This is a genomic window from Labrys sp. Lb11, from assembly GCF_057554225.1.
Genome location: NZ_BAAJOT010000010.1, coordinates 73,065 through 94,851 on the forward strand (window position 1 = coordinate 73,065; position 21,787 = coordinate 94,851).

The 21,787-nt window shown below is 66.6% G+C and carries 16 protein-coding genes and 2 pseudogenes; 2 read left to right on the plus strand and 16 right to left on the minus strand.

The features are described from left to right. Positions 1-35: 35 nt before the first annotated feature. Entirely contained in the window at positions 36-2,180 is a 2,145-nt protein-coding gene (locus tag AC27L4_RS30705; RefSeq protein WP_487146466.1) for an MAC/perforin domain-containing protein, read from the plus strand. Positions 2,181-2,276: 96 nt separating this feature from the next. Here the strand turns inward: AC27L4_RS30705 and AC27L4_RS30710 are convergent, their stop codons facing one another. The 7 genes from AC27L4_RS30710 to AC27L4_RS30740 form a co-directional block, all read right to left on the minus strand. Next, on the minus strand, positions 2,277-3,881 hold the full coding sequence (locus AC27L4_RS30710) for an adenylate/guanylate cyclase domain-containing protein (protein ID WP_487146467.1): 1,605 nt from the start codon (positions 3,879-3,881) through the stop codon (positions 2,277-2,279). A gap of 72 nt (positions 3,882-3,953) precedes the next feature. Next, positions 3,954-4,331, minus strand: a complete 378-nt coding sequence (locus AC27L4_RS30715; RefSeq protein WP_487146469.1) for a response regulator — start codon at positions 4,329-4,331, stop codon at positions 3,954-3,956. A gap of 24 nt (positions 4,332-4,355) precedes the next feature. Then, positions 4,356-7,076: a response regulator gene (locus tag AC27L4_RS30720; RefSeq protein WP_487146471.1), complete on the minus strand. Its 2,721-nt coding sequence runs from the start codon at positions 7,074-7,076 to the stop codon at positions 4,356-4,358. Positions 7,077-7,172: 96 nt separating this feature from the next. Then, complete coding sequence (locus AC27L4_RS30725; RefSeq protein WP_487146472.1) at positions 7,173-7,949, minus strand: Tll0287-like domain-containing protein; 777 nt, start codon at positions 7,947-7,949, stop codon at positions 7,173-7,175. A 285-nt stretch (positions 7,950-8,234) separates the two neighbouring features. Then, positions 8,235-10,505 (minus strand): xanthine dehydrogenase family protein molybdopterin-binding subunit, encoded by a 2,271-nt coding sequence (locus AC27L4_RS30730; protein WP_487146473.1) that lies wholly within the window; start codon positions 10,503-10,505, stop codon positions 8,235-8,237. Then, positions 10,495-11,553, minus strand: coding sequence for an FAD binding domain-containing protein (locus AC27L4_RS30735; RefSeq protein WP_487146474.1), 1,059 nt, complete (start codon positions 11,551-11,553; stop codon positions 10,495-10,497). The genes AC27L4_RS30730 and AC27L4_RS30735 overlap by 11 nt, the downstream gene beginning before the upstream one ends. Continuing rightward, the gene (locus tag AC27L4_RS30740; RefSeq protein ID WP_487146475.1) at positions 11,550-12,047 is read right to left on the minus strand and encodes a (2Fe-2S)-binding protein; all 498 of its coding nucleotides are present in this window, start codon (positions 12,045-12,047) and stop codon (positions 11,550-11,552) included. The genes AC27L4_RS30735 and AC27L4_RS30740 overlap by 4 nt, the downstream gene beginning before the upstream one ends. Before the next feature lie 202 nt (positions 12,048-12,249). On the opposite strand from AC27L4_RS30740, the gene AC27L4_RS30745 reads away from it, so the two are divergent. Then, the gene (locus AC27L4_RS30745; RefSeq protein WP_487146476.1) at positions 12,250-12,825 is read left to right on the plus strand and encodes a TetR/AcrR family transcriptional regulator; all 576 of its coding nucleotides are present in this window, start codon (positions 12,250-12,252) and stop codon (positions 12,823-12,825) included. 104 nt (positions 12,826-12,929) lie between these two features. On the opposite strand, the gene AC27L4_RS30750 is transcribed toward AC27L4_RS30745, so the two are convergent. The 9 genes and pseudogenes from AC27L4_RS30750 to AC27L4_RS30790 all read right to left on the minus strand — a co-directional run bounded on the left by AC27L4_RS30750 (position 12,930) and on the right by AC27L4_RS30790 (position 21,775). Then, positions 12,930-13,061 (minus strand): hypothetical protein, encoded by a 132-nt coding sequence (locus tag AC27L4_RS30750; protein WP_487146477.1) that lies wholly within the window; start codon positions 13,059-13,061, stop codon positions 12,930-12,932. A 1,081-nt stretch (positions 13,062-14,142) separates the two neighbouring features. Next, positions 14,143-14,523 (minus strand): transposase, encoded by a 381-nt coding sequence (locus tag AC27L4_RS30755; protein ID WP_487146478.1) that lies wholly within the window; start codon positions 14,521-14,523, stop codon positions 14,143-14,145. Positions 14,524-14,632: 109 nt separating this feature from the next. Further along, the gene (locus tag AC27L4_RS30760) at positions 14,633-15,106 is read right to left on the minus strand and encodes a hypothetical protein (protein WP_487146479.1); all 474 of its coding nucleotides are present in this window, start codon (positions 15,104-15,106) and stop codon (positions 14,633-14,635) included. Positions 15,107-15,324: 218 nt separating this feature from the next. Further along, a pseudogene (locus AC27L4_RS30765) lies at positions 15,325-15,564 on the minus strand (transposase); the annotation flags it as partial. Positions 15,565-15,794: 230 nt separating this feature from the next. After that, on the minus strand, positions 15,795-16,484 hold the full coding sequence (locus tag AC27L4_RS30770) for a hypothetical protein (RefSeq protein ID WP_487146480.1): 690 nt from the start codon (positions 16,482-16,484) through the stop codon (positions 15,795-15,797). Between the two features lie 175 nt (positions 16,485-16,659). Beyond that, positions 16,660-17,487, minus strand: a pseudogene (locus AC27L4_RS30775) (IS256 family transposase); the annotation flags it as partial. A gap of 477 nt (positions 17,488-17,964) precedes the next feature. Next, positions 17,965-18,609 (minus strand): ZinT family metal-binding protein, encoded by a 645-nt coding sequence (locus AC27L4_RS30780; RefSeq protein ID WP_487146662.1) that lies wholly within the window; start codon positions 18,607-18,609, stop codon positions 17,965-17,967. Between the two features lie 1,222 nt (positions 18,610-19,831). Further along, positions 19,832-20,764, minus strand: coding sequence for a zinc ABC transporter substrate-binding protein AztC (gene aztC / locus AC27L4_RS30785; RefSeq protein WP_487146482.1), 933 nt, complete (start codon positions 20,762-20,764; stop codon positions 19,832-19,834). 114 nt (positions 20,765-20,878) lie between these two features. Beyond that, entirely contained in the window at positions 20,879-21,775 is an 897-nt protein-coding gene (locus AC27L4_RS30790) for a metal ABC transporter solute-binding protein, Zn/Mn family (protein ID WP_487146483.1), read from the minus strand. Positions 21,776-21,787: the final 12 nt, after the last annotated feature.

The window sequence follows — 21,787 nt, forward strand, 5'->3', positions numbered from 1 at the left end:
CTGACAACGATACTTCGCGAGACCGGAGCCAAGCCATGGCCGCCATGCTTCCCGATACGACGGTGCTGTGGACCCCAGGCGGCCAGCGCCAGGTGCTCGACGACCGGGCCGCCGCGGCCTCGGGTCACTTGGGCGTCGATGGAAAGTCGCGGCCCCATGGCACCTATACGGTGGTCAAGACCTATCGGCTGCGCGTCCACGACGGCAAGATCGGCGGAGCGGCCACGCAAATTCTGGTCATCTTCGACGACGCCGGCAACTTCGCCCGCTTTGCATGGGACGAGTCGAAGCAGCTTTGGCTCTCCGAGCACAGCGCCGTCGAATTCTCGGTCGAGGCCGGCGCCTACCCGTTCGAACAAGTCATGAAGACGATCGAGGCCGCCTCGGTCGCACGTGCGCCCAGCCTCAGCCTCGCAACATACGACGCCGCCAGCGTCCCGAGCGGCGCCGACATCGGGGCCTTCTTCATCGCGGCCCAGTCCGTGCCCGGCCAGGATCAGATCATCGACATCGATGCGGTCGAGGGCTCGTTCACCTGGCGGCACGTCGGCGATACCGACGGCCTGAAGTTCAAGCCCGCCCCGACCCAACCGCGCGCGCCGAGCGTCCCGGACACCGACCAGTTCGGCTATATCTTTCGGGATATCGGCATCGACCAGGTCGCGCTGCCCTTCTACGGCTTCAACCCGCGCCAGGTGCTGGTCTATCCCAGCGGCGACCGTGGGTACCTCGGCTCCCCGGGGACATCGGGCATTTCCTACTCCGGCAATCCGCAGCAGACATTCAACGGCCAGCTCATCTTCGAATTCCCCAGATATGATTCCGGCGACTACACCCGCGGCCAGGACGCGGGAGCGCCGACGGTGCCTCTCGGCCTGGCGCTCGTTCCCATCCACTTCGCGATGGAGGACACCCACAGCGCCATGGTCAGCTCGCTCGACGAAACCATGAATTCCTGGTCCGTCACCCTCGGCCTCTCCGGGGGCGTGAAGAAAATGCTGTCGCTGGGGGCGGATGCGACCTACGGCTCCCGGGTCGACATCCAGAAGAAATCGGAAAGCCGATACACCGTTACCCGCAAGCTCGGCATCTCCTGGGTCGCGTCGATCTACCCGCCCTCGCTGGTGCTCCACGTGCAGCTCGTGAGGTCGATCAAAAGCCTGACTGCCCGGATGCTCGCGGAAAAACCGCGTTTCAAACCCGGGGCCGGCGCCGTCGATCCCTTGCCCTGGGCCAGTTTCGTCGATCAGTTCGGCACACATTATTGCCACGCCATGACCCAGGGCTCGACCACCTTCGTCGAAACGCGCTTCTCGCTCGCCTCCGAATCCCAGGCGTTCGACAATCACCTCGACCTCTCGGCCGAGGCGTCCGCCGGCATCGGCGAAGGCGGGACCGGCGACCTGACCGCCGCCGTGAAGCAGCATTGGGCGTCGAAGAAAGTCACCGAAGTGTCGAGCAACGACATCACCAGCTTCACCGCCGGCGACAAGGTCGCGATGGCCATCTTCCTCGATCTGCGCCCGCTGACGGAACTGCTCAGCCCGATCTACTTCCCCTACAATCCCTACGACGACTGGGGCCAGTTCGCGCCCTTTGTCTGGTACGACCTGCGCGACCGGCTCAACGTCTATCTCGAAGGACTGGGCCTGAACCAGCCGCTCGGCCCGGAATGGTCGGTCGACTACACGCCGCGCCGCATCGCCGTCACGGCCCCCAGGATCACCCTCACCCTGGACGGGGATGGCCCCGAAACCCTGAACATCCAGTCGGGAACCATCAAGCTCGAAGCCGCCGCGGCTCCGGCCGCCAGCCTTTATGGCGAGGGCGCCTTCATCCTGCTCACGGACCAGCAGGAGAGCCTCGTCTTTTCCGACCACGACGTGCCCGCCGACGGATCCCTGCTGATCGACGCGACCCGCCCGCGCTGCTTCATCGCCGCGAAGCCCGGCGAAACCGCGGTGACGGTCGCGATCTCCGGCTCGCTCACGATCTACAATGTCTACAGCGACGGCGAGACCGGCGCGGCCAGCTTCTACAAGACCACGATCGATCTCACCAAGGATGTCGTCCTCAATTATGGCGAGGCCGTCGCTGTTCGATACCCCGCCGACGGCTGCACCCTGAGCCTCGACCTCATTGCCACCGACGCCGGCCCCCTCGGCCCGCCATCAACCTAAAGCGTTTTGCGATTTGACGGAATCGCGTCAAGTCGCAAAGACGCGTCGAAACAAGGAGTTGGAGCAAAGCGCGTTTCCATCAAAACGCGCTTTGCTCTAGACGGAATATCGCGGGCCGAGGAACCAGGTCTGCATGACGCCCTTGCCCTTGATGCGGACCGGGCCGCGCGCCTCGCAGCGGAAGGCGTGCCGGATGCGGGCGTGGGTGGTCTCCGACAGCTGGATCCGGTTGGCGACCCCTGAGGATTGCAGCCGGCTGGCGGTGTTCACCGTGTCGCCCCAGACATCGTAGGTGAACCGGTGCTGGCCGATGATGCCGGCGACGACGTCGCCGGAATGAACGCCGATGCGCAGCCCCAGGGGCTCTCCGAGCGCAGCCCCGAGCCGGGCGACCGCGTCAATCATGCCGAGGGCCATGTCGGCCACCGCCGCGGCATGGTCGGGATGCGGTTCGGGCAGGCCGCCGGCGACCATGTAGGCGTCGCCGATCGTCTTGATCTTCTCCAGCTTGAGCCCGGTCGCCAGGCCGTCGAAGGCCGAGAACAGCCGGTTCAGGATCTCGATGACCCGCGCCGGCGGCAAGCGGCCGGCGAGGCCGGTGAAGCCGACCAGGTCCGAGAACAGGATCGTGGCGTCCGGGAAGCGGTCTGCGATCACGCTCTCGCCCCGCCGGATGCGGGCGATGACCGTCTCCGGCAGGATGTTGCGCAAGAGGGCGTCCGACTTCGACTTTTCCTCGGCCAGCCGCGCCGCCACCGCCTGCTCGCGGTCGCGCAGCCGCTTCTTGTCGAGGCATGCCTCGATGCGCGCCCTGAGCAGGATCGGGTTGAAGGGCTTGGGCAGATAGTCCTCGGCGCCCGCCTCGATGCAGCGCACGATGCTGTCGAGTTCGTCCAGGGCCGAGATCATGATCACCGGAATATGGCGCCGGCCCGGATCGGCCTTGAGGCGGCAAAGGACCTCGAAGCCGTTCATGCCCGGCATCATCAGGTCGAGCAGGATGAGGTCGAAGCCGCCGTTCGCGACCCGTTCGAGCGCGGCCCGGCCGCTCTCGGCCATCGCGACGGCATGGCCCTCGCGCGTGAGCCGGCGCGACAGCAATTCGCGATTGGCCTCGGTGTCGTCGACGACGAGGATGCGGCTCGCCCGGGCGCCGGATGCGACATGAGCGGGCGCGGCCTCGACCGGCCGGATCGAGGCGATGACCCTGCCGACGAGATCGCGCGGCGCCGCCGCGGCCGGGGCGGCGTCCGCCGGAGGCGCCGCGGCGTCGGGCTGTGCCACCAGGCCGTCGATCTGCCCGAGGAGTTGATCGGCGGCACCCGCCAGCTTGGCCACGTCGGCGGCCAGGGCATGGCGGCCGGCGTCGCGAGCCTCCTCGATGATCAGCTCGCTGTAGCCCTTGACCGCGTTCAGGGGCGTGCGCAGGTCGTGGAGGAGCCTGGCCCTGAAGCCAGTGCTGTCGCCGGCCTCCGGCGCGGCGGGCAGGGCCGGGTCGACCAGCCGGTTCATCAGGTCCTGCAGCTGCAATCCCGCTGCCCGGATGCGGTCGAGATCCGCCGCGACGTCGTCATGGCCCTCCTGGCGTTCGTCCTCGCCCAGGATCTCCGCCAGGCCGACGATGATGGCGATCGGGGCGCCGAATTCCTGGCGCACGAAGGCGGCGAGCGCCCGCTCCAGGCGTTGCGGCGGCTGGGTCATGGGGAGCGGGCCATGGCAGCGGCGGCTTGTCGCCCCCCTTCCGGAACGGTGCGTCGGGTCATTGCCTCCTTCCTACGTCTTCTGATTGCGGGACAGGAGCGTCTCGAGCTTGCCGATCAGGCGGGGCAGCTCGATCGGCTTGGTATCGTAGTCGTCGCAGCCCGCCTCCAGCGCCCTCTGCCGGTCTCCGGCCATGGCATGCGCCGTCAGCGCGATCACCGGGATATGCCGGGTGGCCGGCGCCGCCTTCAGCCGCCGCGTCGCTTCCCAGCCGTCGATGACCGGCAGGCTCATGTCCATCAGGATCAGGTCCGGCAGCCGCTCGCCGGCGACCGCCAGCGCCTCGACGCCGTCCACCGCCAGCAGGACGCCGTATCCCCGGCGCTCGAGGCGGCGGGACAGCATGTCCCGGTTCGCCTCATTGTCCTCGACCACCAGAATCGTCGCCATGTCGTCACCGCCGATGTCGCCGTGTCATCCGTCCGTATCGGCCGGGGCCGGCCGCGCCGTGCGTTGCGACACCGCCCGGCGGATCGCCCGGGCGATGTCGGTGTCGATGGAGACGCTCTTGGCGATCACCGTCCGGACCTGGCCGGCGAGCCTGTTGCGCTCCTCGGGCGTCAGCTGCTTGGCCGTCACCACGATCACCGGGATGTCGCGCCATTGCGGGTGGCCCTTGACCCGGTCGAGGAACTCGAAGCCGTCCATCTCCGGCATCATGAGGTCGAGCAGGATGACGGAGGGCGGCGGATGACCGGCCAGCCAGGCGAGCGCCCGGGCGCCGTTCTCGACCTCGGCCACCGCATGTCCCAGCTTCTCGACGGTGTGCCGGATCACCTCGCGGGTCGCCGCATCGTCCTCCACCACCAGGGTCCGGCCCTCACGGGAGATCAGCCGGCGCAGCACCGCCATCAGCCGGACCCGGTCGACCGGCTTGGTCAGCACCTCCGCCGCGCCGAGGGTGAGGCCGATGCCGCGGTCCGGTGCGATCGAGACCATCACCACCGGGATGTCGCCGAGCTCGTCATCGGCCTTTAGGGCGGTCAGCACCGCCCAGCCGTCGGTCCTCGGCATCAGGATGTCGAGGGTGATGGCGTCCGGCCCGACCTTCCGGGCCAGGGCCAGCGCCTCCTCGCCGCCATGCGCCTTGACGACGCGATAGCCTTCGCGCTGCAGGCCGGCGCCGAGCAGGTCGAGCGCGGCCGGATCATCGTCGACCACGAGCACGGTGAGGGCGGCGCCGGCGTCGGCCGGGCCTCCCCGCGGCACTTCATCCTGCGCGGCTGCGGACGCTTCCGGTCCGCCCGCCGGCCCGGTCGCCGCGGTCTGGTCGGGCAGGAGGATGGTGAAGGTCGAGCCTTCCCCGGGCCGGCTGCTCACCGTGATGTCGCCGCCGAGGATCTGGCAGAAGTGGCGGGTGATGGCGAGGCCCAGGCCGGTGCCGCCGAACTTCTTGGTGGTCGACGCGTCGGCCTGGCTGAAGGCCGTGAACAGCCGGCCGAGCTGTTCCTCGCTCATGCCGATGCCGGTGTCGGCGATGCGGAAGCGGACGACGCTGCCGGCCTCGATCCGCTCGACGTCGAGCGTCAGGCGGCCATTCGTCGTGAACTTGCTGGCATTGCTCAGCAGGTTCAGCAGGCTCTGCTTGAGCTTGGTCCGATCGGTGCGCAGGCTGCCGAGGTCGTCCGCCAGCCGCATCTCCAGGCTGTTCGCGTGCTGGGCCGCCAGCGGCGCGATGATGGCCTTCACCTCGGTGAGGAGAGGAGGGATCTCGAAATCCTCGAGGAACACGTCCATCCGGCCGGCCTCGATCTTCGACAGGTCGAGGATGTCGTTGATCAGGCCGAGCAGGTGGCGGCCGGCGCCCTCGATCCGCTTGAGGTCCGGGATCATCCTGTCCTGGCCGGCATCGCCCGCATCCTCCTGCAGGATCTCGCTGTAGCCGATGATGGCGTTGAGCGGCGTGCGCAGCTCGTGGCTCATATTGGCGAGGAACTGGCTCTTGGTGCGGTTGGCGACCTCCGACTGCTCGCGGGCGTGCTCGAGCTCGAGGTTGCGCTGGCGAAGCTCGGTGATGTCCGAATAGACCGCGACCGTGCCGCCGCCCTGGATGCTGCGCTCGCTGATGCGGATGAAGCGGCCGCCGTAGCGATATTCGACGAAGCCGTGCGAGCGCGTGCGCAACTCCTCCCGCTCGGCGATCCACTCCTGCGGCGACTGGGCCCCGAGATCGACCAGCGAGCGCTCGATGACGGCGTCGAGCAATTGCCGGAACGTGGTGCCGGGATGGATGATGTCGGCGAGGGCCGGATAGATCCTGCGGAACTGCTCGTTGAACAGGACGATCCGGTCCTGCGCATCGTAGAGCACGAAGCCCTCGGAGATGGTGGCGATGGCGGCGTCGATCGTCTTGCGCTGCTCCTCCGCCTCCACGGCGAGGCGGTTGCGTTCCTCCAGGCTGTCGCGGAACAGGCCGAGGGTCCGGGCCATGGCGCCGATCTCGTCGTGGCCCGCCGGCGGGATCGGCGCCGACAGGTTGCCGGCGCTGAGCGCGTCGATCGAGCCGACGAGGCGGCGCAGCGGCGAGGCGATCGAGCGCAGGATCGCCAGGGTGAGCAGGATGCCGGCCGCCAGGATGACGAGATCGGCGATCAGCGTCCAACGCGTCGCCGCCGCCGCCTCCGCGACGACGCGCTGACGCTCGGCGGCGATCTCCGCCTTCAGTTCGTCGATCAGCGCGGCGAGCAATGCGTCGGCCTTGACGCTGTGGTCTCGCGCCTGCGCCAGCAGGGAGTTGCCGATGACGCGCCGGTCGTTGGTGTACTGGTCGACGGCGTCGTTGGCGGCTTTCTCGAACTGGCTGCGCTCGCCGCGGACCGCGGCGACGAGGTCGGGCTTGCGCGTCGCCAGCCGGTCGAGATAGCCGTCCATCCGCGCCCGGGCGGCGGCCGCGTTCCGCTCGGAGATGGTGAGGAGGCTCACGGCGAGGTCGGTCAGCCAGTAGCGCATGTCACCGAAGGCGATGCGCGCGCCGTTCGCCGCTTCGATGACGTCGCCGAGATCGGTCTCGACCGCGATCGCGGCGGAACTGTCGGCGAGCTTGCGCGTGAGATAGACGTTCGTCGCCACCAGCATGCACAGGAGGGCGCCGGACAGCAGGATGAGCCGGGAACGGATCGTCAGGGTCTGGATCATCCTGGGTTCGCCATCGCGCTCTCGATCCGTTCCGTCCCTCGCCTTCATCCGGCCGTCAGCGGCAGCTTGCCCCGCGCCGGCCTCCGCGGGATAGACCTATCGGAACAGGGTGATGCTGATGGCGGCGCCGAGGTCGCCCTCCCGGCCGCCCTCCTTGGGATAGCCGGTGATGTCCATCTCGCCCTTGGGAGAACCGTGGCAGCTCAGGCACGAGGCCGTGTAGTATTCCGGGATCAGGGTGCGGAAGGCCGGGCGTCCCCCGACATCGGTCATGGTTTCGTAGGCCTTGCCGTGCGGCCATTGCGTCGTCAGCAGGCGGGTGCGGATGATCTCCTGCTCCCACTCGTCCGGCCGGGCCTTGCGGTTGCGCACGAGATCCTCGGGGGCGGTCACCTTGATGCGCGCCGCAGCGCTCTCGCGCCTCTCGAAGGCCTCGTTGACCATCCGCGCGAACACGGCGGGAATGAAGGCCTTGAAGCCGACGCCCTTGGCGTTGATCGTGTCCTGGCTGTCGTCGGTCACCTCGACGATGGCATCCATCTGCGCGCGCAGCAGCCGCCCGTGCCGCGAGGCGGGGTCGACCGCCATCGGGTCCGTCCCCGTCGTCTTCCTGTAGAGGTCGATCGCCTGCGCCAGCACGACCTTGCCGGAGAGGCCCTTGTCGCCGAGATTGGGATCGTTGATGCGGTCCTGGCTGTTGGAGATCACGCGGCGGGCGGCCCGCAGCATCTCGGCCAGGCTCGCCGCGACGGCGGCGTCCTCGCTCTCGGAGGCCGCCGATATCGGCGGGGACGGCATCGCCAGGGCGCCGAGCACCAGGATCGCGGCAAGCCACCGGATACCGGTCCGGGTACGATCGCGCCGCCGGCTCATGCCGTCCGCCGCGCAGGTCCTTGGAAAGTCACGGTGACGCGGATCGCTGGTCATTGCGGAAGCGGACTGTGGAAATCGCCCTGGTCACGAACTGCAGCGGCCTCGTCCCGGACGCCGGAGCGAGGCGTACGGGACGGGCCGCACGCAGAGTCCACCATCGTCCCGCCGAGCGCAAGCGCCCGTCCGACGAAACGGACCATAAGTTGAAAACAATATCCGGCCATGCGCCCCGGCCGGCCGCGCGCCCCGGGACCGCAGGACGAAACGGGTGATCGCGCCGGCTCCTCAGGCCGCTTCGCGCGCCGTGACGAGATCGTCGAGGCGGATCGGAAAGCGTCGGATGCGCACGCCGGTGGCGTGCCAGACCGCGTTGGCGATCGCCCCCACGGTGCCGGTGATGCCGATCTCGCCGACGCCCTTCACCCCGAGCGGATTGACGTGGGGGTCGTCCTCCTCGACCAGGATCGCATCGAGCGAGGGCACGTCGGCATTGACCGGGACGTGATACTCCGCCAGGTCGGCATTCATGATCCTGCCGGTCCGGCGATCCGTGACCGCCGCCTCGTGCAGCGCGAAGGACAGGCCCCAGATCATGCCGCCGAAATACTGGCTGCGCACCAGGCGGGGGTTGACGATGCGGCCGGCCGCGAAGGCGCCGACCAGGCGCGTGGCCCGCACCTGGCCGAGGTCGGGGTCGACCTTCACCTCGGCGAAGACGGCGCCGTGCGAGAACATCGCGTGGGCCGCGGCGGTCTGCGGGTCGCGGGCCGTCTTGGCCGTGCCGATCACCTCGGCATGGCCGGCGCGCGCGAGGATCGCCGCATAGCTTTCGCTGCGCCCCTCGTCGTCGCGGCGATGCAGCCGGCCCGAGCGGGCGACGACGCCGATATTGCCGACGCCGAAGAGCGGCGAAGCCGGATCGGCGGCGGCGAGCCGCGCCAGCCGGTCGATCGCATCCTCCCCGGCCTTGTGAAGCGCCAGGCCGGCGCTGGCGGTATGGGCGGAGCCGCCGGCGATGCCGCCGTCGGGCAGGCTCGACAGGCCGGACCGGAGCTCGACCTGGTCCGGATCGAGGCCGAGCGCCTCCGCCGCGATCTGGGCCAGGGCGGTCCAGGCGCCTTGCCCCATGTCGGCGCCGGAGGTCTCCACCAGCGCCGTGCCGTCGGCCCGCAGGACCGCGCGCGCTTCGGCCGGGAAATGCGGGCAGTGGAAGAGGGCCGTGCCCATGCCCCAGCCGACGAGGCAGCCGTCCTCGTCGCGCATCCGGCACGGCTCGAGCGGCCGGCCGGCCCAGCCGAAGCGCCTGGCGCCCTCGGCATAGCATTCGCGCAACGCCTTGGACGAGAAGGGCCGGCCGGTGCCCGGCTCGGTCTCGGCATAGTTGACCAGCCTGAACTCGAGCGGGTCCATGCCGCAGGCCGCGGCCGCCTCGTCCATCGCGACTTCGAGCGCCGCCGATCCGGAGGCTTCGCCCGGGGCCCGCATCGGCCCCGGCGTGCCGATGTCGAGCCGCAGGCCCTGGTGCTCGGCCAGGATGGCGGGGCTGGCGTAGAGCGGCAGCGAGGCATTGGCCGCCGGTTCCAGGAACTCGTCGAAGCTGGAGGTGGCGCAAAGCGCCTGGTGATGCAGTGCCGTCAGGCGCCCCTCGCGATCCGTGCCGATGGCGAGCCTCTGCCAGGTGCGGCCGCGATGTCCGACCGGGCCATACATCTGCGCCCGGGTGAGCACCAGCTTGACCGGGCGGCCGAGCATGCGCGCGGCGAGGATGGCCAGGATCTGCGGCCCGTTGAGGATCGCCTTGGAGCCGAAGCCGCCGCCGAGGAAGGGCGAGCGGATCAGCACGTTCTCGGCCGGGATGCCGAAATAGGCGGCGTAGGCGGCGCAGCTCAGCGCCATCGCCTGGTTGGGCATGTCGAGCGTCACGCGGTCGCCGTCCCACTGCGCGACCACGGCGTGCGGCTCCATCGCGTTGTGGTATTGCGGCGGCGTGACGAAGGCGGCCTCGGTGACCCGGGCGGCGGCCCTGAGGCCGGCCTCGAGGTCGCCATGCGCGGTGCGTGCGGGAAAGCCGATGCCGACCGTGGCCGCATCGAAGCGCTCGCCGTCCTCCGGCCCGGTGCGGGCCCTCTCGACCTGGTATTGCGGGGCGAGCAGCGCGGCCCCCTGCGTCGCCGCTTCCAGCGTCTCGGCGATCACCAGCGCGATCGGCTGGTTGACATAGCGCACGGTGTCGTCCTGCAGGACCTCGACGCGCAGCCCGAAGGGCGGCATCTTCTCGTCCGGATCATGCGCCAGCGGCGGCCGGTTGGCCGGCGTCAGCACCTCGACGACGCCGGGATGCGCCCGGGCCGCCTCGACATCGAGCGCGGTGACGCGGCCGCGCGCGATGGTGCTGACCGCGGCGACGGCATGGAGCATGCCCGCCGGCTGGTTGTCGGCGGCATAGGTGGCTCGGCCGGTGACCTTGAGCACGCCGTCGCGGCGCGTCAGCGGCTGGCCGGCATTCGACCCGTGCCGGCGATATCGGGAGGTCGGGGCTGCGGTCTCAAGCGGCATGGTTCGCTCCGGAGGCTGCGGAGAAGGGCGAGGCCGGCAGGGCGGGCATGACGTCCGGCGTCCCGGCCAGCGCGAGGGTGAGGGCACGCACGAGGATGCGGCGCGCCAGCTCGATCTTGAAGGCATTGTCGCCGGACGGCCGCGCCGCGGCGAGCGCCAGTTCGGCCGCACCGGCGAAGGCGTCCGCCGTGGCGGGCATGCCCGCCAGCGCGGCTTCCGCCCCGCCCGCCCGCCAGGGCCTGGCGGCGACGCCGCCGAGGGCGATGGCCGCCCTGCGGACCGCGCCATCCTCGACTTCCAGGGCCGCCGCGGCCGAGACGACGGCAAAGGCATAGGAGGTCCGCTCGCGCAGCTTGAGATAGCGCTGATGGCGCGCGAAGGCGGCGGCCGCCCCCGGCAGCCTGACGGCGAGGACGAGTTCGCCCGGCGCCAGCGCCGTCTCCCGCTCCGGCGTCGTCCCGGGCAGGAGATGCAGCGAGCCGATGGGAATCGTGCGGCGGCCATCCGGGCCCTCCACCTCGACCACGGCGTCCAGCGCCGCCAGCGGCACGCAGAAATCGGAGGGGTGCGTGGCGATGCAGTGCTCGCTCCAGCCGAGCACCGCATGGAGGCGGTTCTCGCCCGCCCGGGCATCGCATCCCGACCCGGGCTCGCGCCGGTTGCAGGCGCTGTCCAGGTCGTGGAAATAGGCGCAGCGCGTGCGCTGCATCAGGTTGCCGCCGACGGTCGCAGCGTTGCGGAGCTGGGCCGACGCGCCAGCCAGCAGGGCTTCGGCCACGGCCGGGAAGGCCCGGGCGAAGCGCTGGTCGTAGGCGAGGTCGGCGTTGCGGACGAGGGCGCCGATGCGCACGCCGCCGTCCGGCAGCCAGTCGATGCGGTCGAGGCCGGGCAGCCTGGTGATGTCGACGATCCGCTCGGGGTGGGCGACGCCGCCTTTCATCAGGTCGACGAGGTTGGTGCCGGCCGCCAGATAGGCCGATCCCGGCATGGCCGCGGCGGCAATCGCCTCGGGCACGCTGGCCGGCCGGACATAGTCGAAACGGTTCATGCCGCGTCCCTCCGGTTGCGGTCGCCAAGGGCCTTCTGCGCGTCCAGCACCGCTTCGGTGATGCCCTGATAGGCGCCGCAGCGGCAGATATTGCCGCTCATCAGCTCGCGGATGCGCTCCGGATCGTCTCCGGCGTGGCCTTCCGCGATGAGGCCGACGGCGCTCATGATCTGGCCGGGCGTGCAGTAGCCGCACTGGAAGCCGTCATGCGAGATGAAGGCGGCCTGGACCGGGTGCAGCGTCTCGCCGTCCGCGAGGCCTTCGATCGTGTCGACCGCGGCCCCGTCGAGGCTGGCGGCCAGCGCCAGGCAGGCATTGATGCGCCGCCCGTCGACGAGCACGGTGCAGGCGCCGCACTGCCCGCGGTCGCAGCCCTTCTTGGTGCCGGTCAGGCCGAGCCGTTCGCGCAGGAGGTCGAGCAGCGTCACGCGCGGGTCGTCGAGCGCAACCGCGCGCGGCAGGCCATTGATCGTGAGGCTGATGGAGAGTGACATGCGTTACTCCATTCAGGGATTGTGATGTATGGATCGGAGCCGCCGGATGGCGGCTCAGGATGCTGGCGCGGAGGACATGTCTGACGCGAACGACCCGTCCGCCTGGCCGGGAGCGCCGCCTTCGTGCCCATCCCGATTCGTGTCCTATTTATACGGAGGCATCCTCCGTTTATCAAGAGGGAATGGAGGCCCCGTCGGAATCATGGCAAGCGAGACCGCAAGGACAGGCCGCAAACCGCGTGCGGATTCGATCCGCAACCGCGAACTCCTGCTCGAGGCGGCGGCGCAGGTTTTCGGCGACGGCGGTCCCCAGGCCAGCCTGGAGGCGGTCGCACGCCGGGCCGGCGTCGGCATCGGCACGCTCTATCGCCATTTCCCGACGCGCGAGGCTCTCTTCGAGGCCGTCTACCGGCATGAGGTCGATCAGCTGGGAGAGCTTGCCAGGCGGCTGGCCCAGGATGTCGCGCCCGCCGAGGCGCTGCGCCAGTGGCTGCATGCCAATGTCCGCCTCATGGCCACCAAGAAGGGCATGGTCGAGGCGTTGCATCTGGTCGCGCACGGCTCCGCCGAGTTGAAGGCCTATTCCTTCGAACGGCTGGCCGGCGCGATCGGGCTGCTGCTCGATCGCGGGGCGGCGGCGGGCGCGCTGCGGTCCGACATCGCGCCGCAAGACCTGCTGCGCGCCCTCGTCGGTATCTTCTACGCCCAGGGCTCCGCCGACTGGCAGCCGACCGCCCTGCGCCTGGTCGACATCTTCGTCGACGGGCTGCGCAAATGACTGCAGCCGGGAAGCGCCCGGCGTCCTGGCTCCCCATCCCCAGCGTTCCCTCGGCGTCTCGGCTATGCCGTCGGCGTGCACCCCTTGCTACCGTTCCAGTACGCTCAGTTCCCGGCTGCCGGGCTGGCGGACCATTCGCCATGGAACGAGCAGCGGTCGGCGCTGAAGGTCATCCCGAGCACGCCGGCGCCGTAGGAATCCCGCCAGCGGCAGGTGGCGGTCAGGGCCTGGACCATGCAGGACCCGAGCGTGCCGGCGGCCGGTGTGCCGTCCAGATCCTCAAAGCTGTACCGACCCGACAGATGATCGCCGCTTTGCACCGAGCGTGGTGATGCTGGGGGAGTCCCGCCCGTTGCTCCACAGGGACCCTTGGATTACGGGGAGTGCGTCGGGAGACCGGGAAGGAGTGGGTGGTGCAAGGCCACTACGATGAAGGAGTAGCGATCCGCATCGCTGTCGTCGGCGGGACTATCAGGAGGTCGATCATCACGTCGTCGATCGGGTCAGGCACTTCCCCGCCAAACGGCACAAGGTGCAGGACAACGGCACGCTGATGGTCTCGTGCAGTACCATCTTCGCGGAACTCGGCGTGCGGCAGCTCCGACGCGTGCACCCCCCCACGCCGTGGGCCTGACAATGAAGCCGCTCGGAAAGCCGGATGCGGGAAATCCGCACGTCCGGTTTGATGAGCGGGGAAGGGAAACGGGGCGTTGCCAACTGGCCCAAGCCACCGCGCTCTTCCTCGACGCCACCGGAATCTAAGGCTACCCGCTGAAATTGGACTTCAATATCGCGCAATCGCTTCGCCGCACTGTCATTTCAAAGAAGGAGGGAATATAGCCTAGACTTTAATTGCTACTAGCATTCTAAGCATCGCTCGCTCCGTCAAGATCATGCATACTCAATTTTCCAAACCCCTCAAAAATGTCGCACTTATTGAACTAATGTTGTGATACTATGAAACTCAGCACTGTAGAATTTTCTTGTTCCGGAAGGCGTCATCAAGAATCGTCTCCAATAATGCCTCCCCCAGCTCTGTCTTCTTTGCATCTCCCCTCTTATGTCCGAATTTGAAAAATTTTCCGTATTAAAATCGTCCTCAAATGAATTCTGCATCGTAACGGTCAGAGATATGACCGCTCGCCACTTACAGGCTTTTCAGAAAGATCCAAAGGGTCACCGCCGACACCAACAGCCCCCAGCATCCTGCCCCGGCCATTCTTAAACTCATCCCAAGCAGCCTCGGCACGGTTGAAGCCCTGGGCGGATTCGTGCTCCCCCGTGTAACCAGCCAGTTCATATCGACTTGGAGTCCTGTCACCCGACGAACTGCCACCACTCCGGCCGCCGTCGCGCGCCCCTGTCACCACCGCCGCTGCTCCAGTCGCCGATGCCACCACCGAGCCGAGGCGGCCCTGCCACAGATGCCCGGTCCAGCGTTGCGGGCGTTGATCCGGGCGGTGTAGCGGCGATGGACCTCGCCGAGCAGGGCCCGCGCAGGCCGTCGTCCAGGTCCGGAACGGCCAGCAGACGCACATGGTTGGGCATCAGGCACCAGGCGATCAGCCGCGTGCCGGATTTGGGCGCGTGGATCCGCCGCAGGTCGAAATAGTCGTCGTCGCTGAAGAGCACCGGCTCGCGGCGGTTGCCGCGCCGCGTCACGTGGTACGCAAGACCGGGAACGACGAGGCGGGCCATCCCAATCGCGAATAAAGTAAAGCCACCGGGATTTGGGATTCCCAAAGTCACCGGAATTCGACAACTCTAACATTTATCCACGGTAACGTTATGATTGTCGCGTCAGTTATCACCCGTGGCCGGCGTAGTTGTGGATAAGGCCGCGGCGCCAAGATTCCGTCAATCGGTCGAATGGAACGGGCGCCACGGAGGCAGTCTTCATAAGAGCGATAATCGGTTCCGCGTGCAGTTGCTTCAAACGCTCAGCATACTTTGCTATATCGTCAGGATGGTGCAAGGAAATAGCTGCAACATCATTCGCCTTCTCGCAGTAAATGCACCACCCTCCCCGATCCGACGCGCATCCATACCGATCCATCCCAAACAACCAGCCATTAGCCGGCCCGCCCTTCCGCAGCATGGTATCATACGCATGCGGCTCCGTCCCGACATCCATGAACAACATCGCCGCTGACTCATAAACCATCTGGCTCGTTTCGCTGAAATTAAGTAGGCAACAAACCTCCGCTGGCTCTGCATTCAGCAACCCAGCCGCGATCACGGCAAAGCCAGACGCAAACAAACGCTCAGATTCGAAGAACAAAACTGCTTTCCAGTCCCCTAGAAACACCTGTCCAGGAACCCCCCCCCGCGCTATTGATCGAACCACTCACATGGCCGAACGCGCGACGCTTCGCTTCATCAGAGGCTCTCACACTTGCCATCCCAAAACCGTCCTCAGCGAAGCCGCTCATGTCCCCCCAATGAATACTTCACGATGCTGCCGTTTTCACCAGAAAAATTGAGAGGCTGACTCGAAACTCAAATGCGTCGTGCGATCCTGCGAAGGAGGAGCATGACAGCGGCGGCATAGAGAAAGGCGGTAGCGGATGCGAGGGTTGCTTCGCAATCCTTAGCGAGACGTCTGTTGCGGTTGATCCAAGCGAGGAAGCGCTCGACCACCCAGCGACGGGGTAGCACGGTGAAGCCGACTTGATCGGGCAGTTTGCGCACGATCTCGACGGCCATGCGCGTGGCTTCGGCGATCCGCTTGCCGGCAAAGGGCTGCCGATAATCACGTCATCTGCGAGTGCGGGGAGCGATACGGCCGGCAAGCCGGCCAACAGCACCCATTGCAAGAGACGCATGTCGAAGCCCTCCGCGGCTTCTTCCATTGCGGCCAGCCCGGATTGCTCAAACCCGAGGCTGCCATGACGGCGGACGCAAGCGTGGACGGCAGGTGCGGCGCAATCGCGGCCACATCGCCCCCGGCCGCGCCGGGTTGAGGGGCATTATTGACCAACTCTCTTCATGCGGCTGGTGAACTCGCAGGCCATGCCATGATCCTGCGAGCAGTCTTTTTCCTCGACCGCGATTCCGCCGCCGCTCCGGGAAATCGTCAGCACGCAGCTATCATCCTGGTCCGGCTGCGTGACGATCCGGCCCGCCTGCAATCGCCCGACCGCATTCGTTTCGCCGATGCACGCCGGCATCGTCGAGGTGACCTTGACGATAACCTTATAGCTCTGGCCCCCGGCCGGTGTGATGGACGCGGTCCATTTGTAGCTTTCCTGCCGGCCCGTATATTTGCCGGTGAAGTCGTCGCCCGCCATGGCGGGCGTGGATGGCGCGGCAACGGGTTTCGCGCTCCCGCAGCGCATGTATTCCCTGGTCTTGCCTTCCGCCTGCTCCAGCAGACGGCCGTTCTCGTCAAGTTGCCATTTCAGGTCGAGGCTGTAGTCCTCGCCCTCGCCGATGCAGGTATAGTGCATCCGCCAGCCCGGCTTGGTCGGCGACGCACGTTTCAGGGTGCAGGCCGTTTCCCGGCCTTCGAACTTTTTCGTTGTGATCGTGAAACGCACGGTGCTGTCGGCATCGGCGCATGAGGCCGCGTCTGGCGCCCATGTGCCGAGGAAAGCCCGGTCGAACGCCATGGCGGGCGCGGTCGTGAGCAGCAGGAAGGCGAAGGCGGTCTTGAGCATCGGCATCCCCCCGGATGGTGCGGCGCCCTTACAGTACGCAGGACCGCACACACCGGAAATCCTCCGAACGAAGGAGCCCGGATGCTGCGTCCGGCTGGCAGGCTCGGCATCGGGGTGCGGTCGCAATTTGTGCTGGAATTGATTCTGCGAACTCCGACTGGGTTGGGCTATCGTTTCATGCGGCAAGGTCAATCGGCTGATTGGAAGGCTTTTCGGCGAGGCTCTGCCAGCCGTCGACTTTGCGCATGCTGATCTGGCCCGAGGCCAGCAGCGCCCAGAACAGCATCGCGGCGGTCTCGGCGCAGGGCAGCACGGTCTGCGTCTTGATCCGGCGCTTGAACTCTTCATGCAGCCGCTCGATCGCGTTGGTGGTGCGGATCGAGCGCCATTGGCTTCGCGGGAACAGCGTGAAGGTGAACAGCCGCTCGCCGGCCTCCTCCAGGCTGTCGGCCACGGCCCGGCATTTCAGCCGCCACTTGCGAAGGAAGGCCTTGCGCCTGGCCTCGACCTCCGGCTTCGTCACGGCGTAAATCATGTCGGTATAGTCGGCCGTGAGTTCCTCGTGCAGCCGATCGGGCGCATGGGCGAGAAGGTGCTTGTGCACCGTGCAGCGCTGCACCGGCACGTCGGTCCACAGCGCGGCCAGCGCCTTGTCGAGGCCGGACCCGCCGTCGACGATGACGAGCTTGGGCGTCCGCAGGCCGCGCCGCGCGAGATCGTCGAGCCCGCTGCGCCAGGCCGCCTCGCTCTCCCCGCCCATGCTCTTGGCGGCCAGCAGCACCTTCTGCCCATCCTCGCGTACCCCGAGCACGACCAGCAGCGAGATCGACGTCGCCTTGCGGTCGAGCCGCACGCGCACCACCGTGCCGCCGAGGACCAGCCGCGCGATCGGCTCGTTGGAGAGGTCGCGCCGGTTCCAGGCGTCCCGGTCGGTCTTCGCCTTGCGCCAGGCCCGGCTCACCGTGTCCTTGCCGACGGCGCCGCCGAACACGGGCGCCAGGGCGCCCGCCGGATCGAACCACTCGTCCTCAGCGAAAAGTGTCGCATCTGCCGCAACCGGCGCCGGCTTCGCGCTATGACTTTCCATGGCGTGATCTCCATCGGCGCTCCAACGCCGAATCTGCTTGGTTGAACAAGCCGGAGATTACGCCACCCTCAAATTCCAACCACTCCCGCGACAGCACCTCACCTCAAGCAGCTATTCGCTGATTTGGGAATCCATGCCTGAGTCGGATGGGTCGGAAACCGCTCTAAATGGCATGAGAGCACGATCAGCGCCGGCGCGATAATACGCTACGGGTTCTGTTCTCCCGCCCGCGATACCAAAGGCATCGCGGGCGGGAGAATAGTAATCGAGCGCGGAGAAGACCTGAACCGCGTGGCACCCGACCTTCGTCAGCGTCACGAAGAACAGTGTAAGCAACTCTTGGGAGCGCCCAACCTGATCGGCCGGGCGCTAACGAGCAGACGTTGTTCGCAGTCAGTGTGCCATCATCTCGCGCACGATCTCCTGCTTGCTCAGCGAGGACGGGTAATAGGTCGGCCAGTTCGTCACTTCGTTCAGCAGCGCCGCCCGGTCGTTCCCCCAATAGAGGTGGAAATGATCGGTCTTCTCGGGAGCGATCCTGTGGTCGCTGAACTGGATGAACTGCGGGGCATCCGCCTCGCCGGAGGTCTTCTTGAAGATGAAGCGGACGCCGCGATTGCCCTTCTTGTAGGTCAGAATTTCATAGCCGTCATAGGCGTAGTGGCCCTCGAGCGGCTTGCCCTTCCGGTAGAAGGTGACCTCGTCGCCCTTGATGGTGATGCGCTCGACATCGGTACGGTAGCCTGTCTCATACTCGGCCCGGTACTCCTTCGCACTCATGCCGCCGCTCTCAGCCTTGTGCTCCCACACGGGGTCAAGTGTGCCGTCCTGCAGGTAAGGGTAGACGGACTGCCAGTCGCCCGCATAGTCCGACAGCGAGCGATCATGCACCTGGCTGTCCTGAAAGTAGCCTTTGTAGATCTGCGGGTCGCCGTGGCTGTGGGCGTGATCGTGGCCCGCGTGGTCATCGTTGTGCGCATCGCTGCCTTCCTCATGAACGACGCCGCTGCCGCCGACGACCGCGATGTTGTACGGCATGCCACTAACCTCAATGGTGTCCGCCTCCTTCAGCGTTTCCTTAGCGATGCGGCGCACCAGCCCGGCCCTGGGATCGCTCATGACGACCTCGTCGCCGGCCATGGCGAGACGCGGGCGCGGCTCGTTCCAGTGACCGTCCATGGAGTAAGGCTCGGTGACTCTGGCGCTCTGAGCGATCTTGCCGTCGATCACATCGAGCTGATGCAACGTACCGTCCTCGGTCAGCACATAGCCGAAACGGGCATTGGCGGGATCGAGTGCGAAGTCGATGCGGCGGAACGGCAGCTCGATGTAGCGGAAGTGCGGTGCATCGACCGGATCCACCACGACAAGGCCCTTGGCGCCGTAGTTGCCGAGGAACACCTGCATGCTCTTTGAGCCGATGAGGGTGCCGGTGGTCTGACCCAACGGCAGGTCCGCCGGATATTCCAGCATCTTGAAGACGGGCGCGTCGACGCCGGCAGTGACGGTGAGGATACCCTCCTGGCAGCCGGTCGCGAGATAGGCCCCGGAGAAGGCCTCGCCATGAATGGCGGTGCATGTCTGGACCGGACCTGTTGGCTTGCCGTCGGCGGTGATCGGTTGAAGGCCGACGCGCTTGGGCGCGGCGTCGCCTTCCACTGGCGCGTCGGAGGCGACGCTCGTCACCCAGAACTTGCCGATGGGCGCGGCATAGCCGTGATGCGCGCGGGCTTGGGGAACGCGGCTCGCCTCGACTTCCCCATGGGAGAGTTCGTGGGCGTCGATGACTTCCACATAGCCGCCCTTGTCGAAGTTGATCACCACCTTGCCGTCATGATCGATGAGGTGGAAGGGCCGCGGGCCGGTCAGGGTTTGGTCGATGGCGGCCGGGTCGGCGATCTCGATGTCCGAGTGATCGCCATGGGCGTGAAGCGAGATGCCGCTCTTGATGAAGTTCACGGTGTCTTTGTCGGACTGCACCGCAACGATGCCCGCACCCTCGCCCACACCGTAGAGCTTGCTCTGCCCCTTCGTCTCGAAGGTCCAGCGGTTCTTCGGCTCGGAAAGATCGAAAGCGGTGATCTTCGGATCGGCGTGGTCGCCGACGAACACGCGGTAGAGCGTCACGCTTTCGTGGTCATGTCCGGTGTCCTCGGCCAGAGCACCGGCTGAGAGGACAAGGGCGATGCCCGTTGCGCAGGCAAATGATCGCAGCATTTTTTTCTCCAAGATAAGACGGAGGGACAGAGCCCAGACGATCTCAACCGCCCGCGAAGGCGCTTGAGATTGTCTGAGCGTTGTGTCGCATCATGTCCGTGTAGTGCGGTGCAGGACCATGCGGTGGCGATAGCGCGTCGGAATAGAGCGGGCCCGCAAGTTCGAGGCCGGCCTCGGATGCGATCTGCTTCACCAATCGAGTATCTGAAATGTTCTCGGTAAAGACAGCCACCGCACGCTTGTTGCGGATCTCGCGGATCAGCGACGCGACGTCTGCTGCGGATGCCTCTGACTCCGTCGAGACACCCTGCGGCGAGAGAAATGCAATACCGTAGTCGCGCTCAAAATAGCGGAAGGCGTTATGTGCGACGACGCCAACGCGTCTGTTGTCGGGGATTTCGGCGATCACCTGCCGGATCTCTATGTCGAGCGCCGAGAGTTCTTCCACATAGGCCGCGGCATTCGCCTCATACTCCGCGCAATGCGCGCGGTCGGCGGCACAGAAGGCGTCGGTGATGTTCCGAACATACACCTTCGCGTTAGCGACCGACTGCCATGCATGAGGGTCGGTCGGGCTCGCATGGAAGACCGCCTCGCCATTGATGAAGTGGTAGTGCCCGCCTTGTGGGTCGTTCAGTATGTCGGCGTTCCTGGTAAGCACGACGATGGGCGCCTCGGTGCCGCTGGCCTTTATTAGACGCGGCAGGAAGCCCTCAAAGGAAAGACCATTGACCAGCACCACATCGGCGCGAGCGAGCGCTATCGCGTCGGCGGGACGTGGCGAGTAGACATGAGCGTCGCTGTTCGGGCCGACGAGCGTGGTCAGGTTAATGTGATTGCCACCAACCCGCTTGGCGAAATCGCCGATAATAGAGAAGCTCGCCACGACGCTCAGGGGTTCGGCGAGAGCGGCAACCGGACACGCGAACGACAAAATACACAACAAAGAAGAAAGCTTGGAGAGCGTCCGCTTCATGTCAGTTACCCGGATCTATTTTCTCGGTCTCGGTCTCGGTCGCGGTCGCTGCCGCCGAACGACGGCACTGGCATTTGCCAGGGGCGGCTAGACGGCCCGCCCCTGGCACAGAGATCACTTCGAGATCGCGGTGACGATCTGGTCGGTGTTGTACTGGATCAGCTTCGCATAGGTCGGTGCGGGACCGTCCGCAGGAGATAGGGCCTCAGGATAAAGCTCGCCGCCGGGCTGGGCACCGGTCGCTTCGGCGATCTGCTTGATCAGCCGCGGATCGTTCGAGTTCTCGATGAAGTAGACCTTGATGCCTTCCTTCTTGATCTGGTCGATGAGCTCAGCGACGTCGGCAGCGGACGCCTCGGTCTCCGTAGATACGCCAAGCGGCGAGAGGAAGGTCACGCCGTATTCCTTGCCGTAATAGCCAAAGGCGTCATGGCTGGTGAGAACCTTGCGCTTGTCCTTGGGTATAGCGTCGATCTTGGTGTGTACCGCAGCGTTCAGGTCCTTCAATTCCTTCGTATAGCGTTCGGCATTCGCCTTGAAGGCGGCGGCGTCTTCGGGATCGGCCTTGGCCAGAGCCTTCTCGATATTGTCGACCCAGATCAGGACATTCGGGATGCTGTTCCAGACGTGCGGATCGGTGACCTTCTTACCGTCCTCTTCGAAGGTGTGCGTCTTGATGCCGTTCGACACCACGACGGGCTTCGCCTTCGCCCCCGAGGCCTTGGCGAGGCGCTGGAACCAGCTCTCCAGGCCCTCTCCGCTGACGAAGGTCACCGCCGCGGCTCCGACGGCCTTTGCATCATCGGGCGAGGGCTCGAAATCATGGGGATCGCCGTCCGCCGGAACGAGGCTTTTCACATTCACATGGTCGCCGCCGACATTCGTCACGACGTCGGCCAGCACGGTGAAGCTGGCGACGACATCAATGGTCTTGGCGGACGCGGCAGCGGCCGATCCGAATGTAAGCGCGGTCGAGCCGACCAGCGCGAGAAGGAGCCGTCTTGCATTCATGGGAGAGTCTCC

What these genes read in the sequence shown, in the direction of transcription:
- AC27L4_RS30705 (WP_487146466.1), top strand. Translation starts at nt 36, where the DNA reads ATGGCCGCCATGCTTCCCGATACGACGGTGCTGTGGACCCCAGGCGGC.
- AC27L4_RS30710 (WP_487146467.1), bottom strand. Translation starts at nt 3,881, where the DNA reads ATGACCCAGCCGCCGCAACGCCTGGAGCGGGCGCTCGCCGCCTTCGTG.
- AC27L4_RS30715 (WP_487146469.1), bottom strand. Translation starts at nt 4,331, where the DNA reads ATGGCGACGATTCTGGTGGTCGAGGACAATGAGGCGAACCGGGACATG.
- AC27L4_RS30720 (WP_487146471.1), bottom strand. Translation starts at nt 7,076, where the DNA reads ATGATCCAGACCCTGACGATCCGTTCCCGGCTCATCCTGCTGTCCGGC.
- AC27L4_RS30725 (WP_487146472.1), bottom strand. Translation starts at nt 7,949, where the DNA reads ATGAGCCGGCGGCGCGATCGTACCCGGACCGGTATCCGGTGGCTTGCC.
- AC27L4_RS30730 (WP_487146473.1), bottom strand. Translation starts at nt 10,505, where the DNA reads ATGCCGCTTGAGACCGCAGCCCCGACCTCCCGATATCGCCGGCACGGG.
- AC27L4_RS30735 (WP_487146474.1), bottom strand. Translation starts at nt 11,553, where the DNA reads ATGAACCGTTTCGACTATGTCCGGCCGGCCAGCGTGCCCGAGGCGATT.
- AC27L4_RS30740 (WP_487146475.1), bottom strand. Translation starts at nt 12,047, where the DNA reads ATGTCACTCTCCATCAGCCTCACGATCAATGGCCTGCCGCGCGCGGTT.
- AC27L4_RS30745 (WP_487146476.1), top strand. Translation starts at nt 12,250, where the DNA reads ATGGCAAGCGAGACCGCAAGGACAGGCCGCAAACCGCGTGCGGATTCG.
- AC27L4_RS30750 (WP_487146477.1), bottom strand. Translation starts at nt 13,061, where the DNA reads ATGGTCCAGGCCCTGACCGCCACCTGCCGCTGGCGGGATTCCTACGGC.
- AC27L4_RS30755 (WP_487146478.1), bottom strand. Translation starts at nt 14,523, where the DNA reads ATGGCCCGCCTCGTCGTTCCCGGTCTTGCGTACCACGTGACGCGGCGC.
- AC27L4_RS30770 (WP_487146480.1), bottom strand. Translation starts at nt 16,484, where the DNA reads ATGCTCAAGACCGCCTTCGCCTTCCTGCTGCTCACGACCGCGCCCGCC.
- AC27L4_RS30780 (WP_487146662.1), bottom strand. Translation starts at nt 18,609, where the DNA reads ATGCCGTACAACATCGCGGTCGTCGGCGGCAGCGGCGTCGTTCATGAG.
- aztC (WP_487146482.1), bottom strand. Translation starts at nt 20,764, where the DNA reads ATGAAGCGGACGCTCTCCAAGCTTTCTTCTTTGTTGTGTATTTTGTCG.
- AC27L4_RS30790 (WP_487146483.1), bottom strand. Translation starts at nt 21,775, where the DNA reads ATGAATGCAAGACGGCTCCTTCTCGCGCTGGTCGGCTCGACCGCGCTT.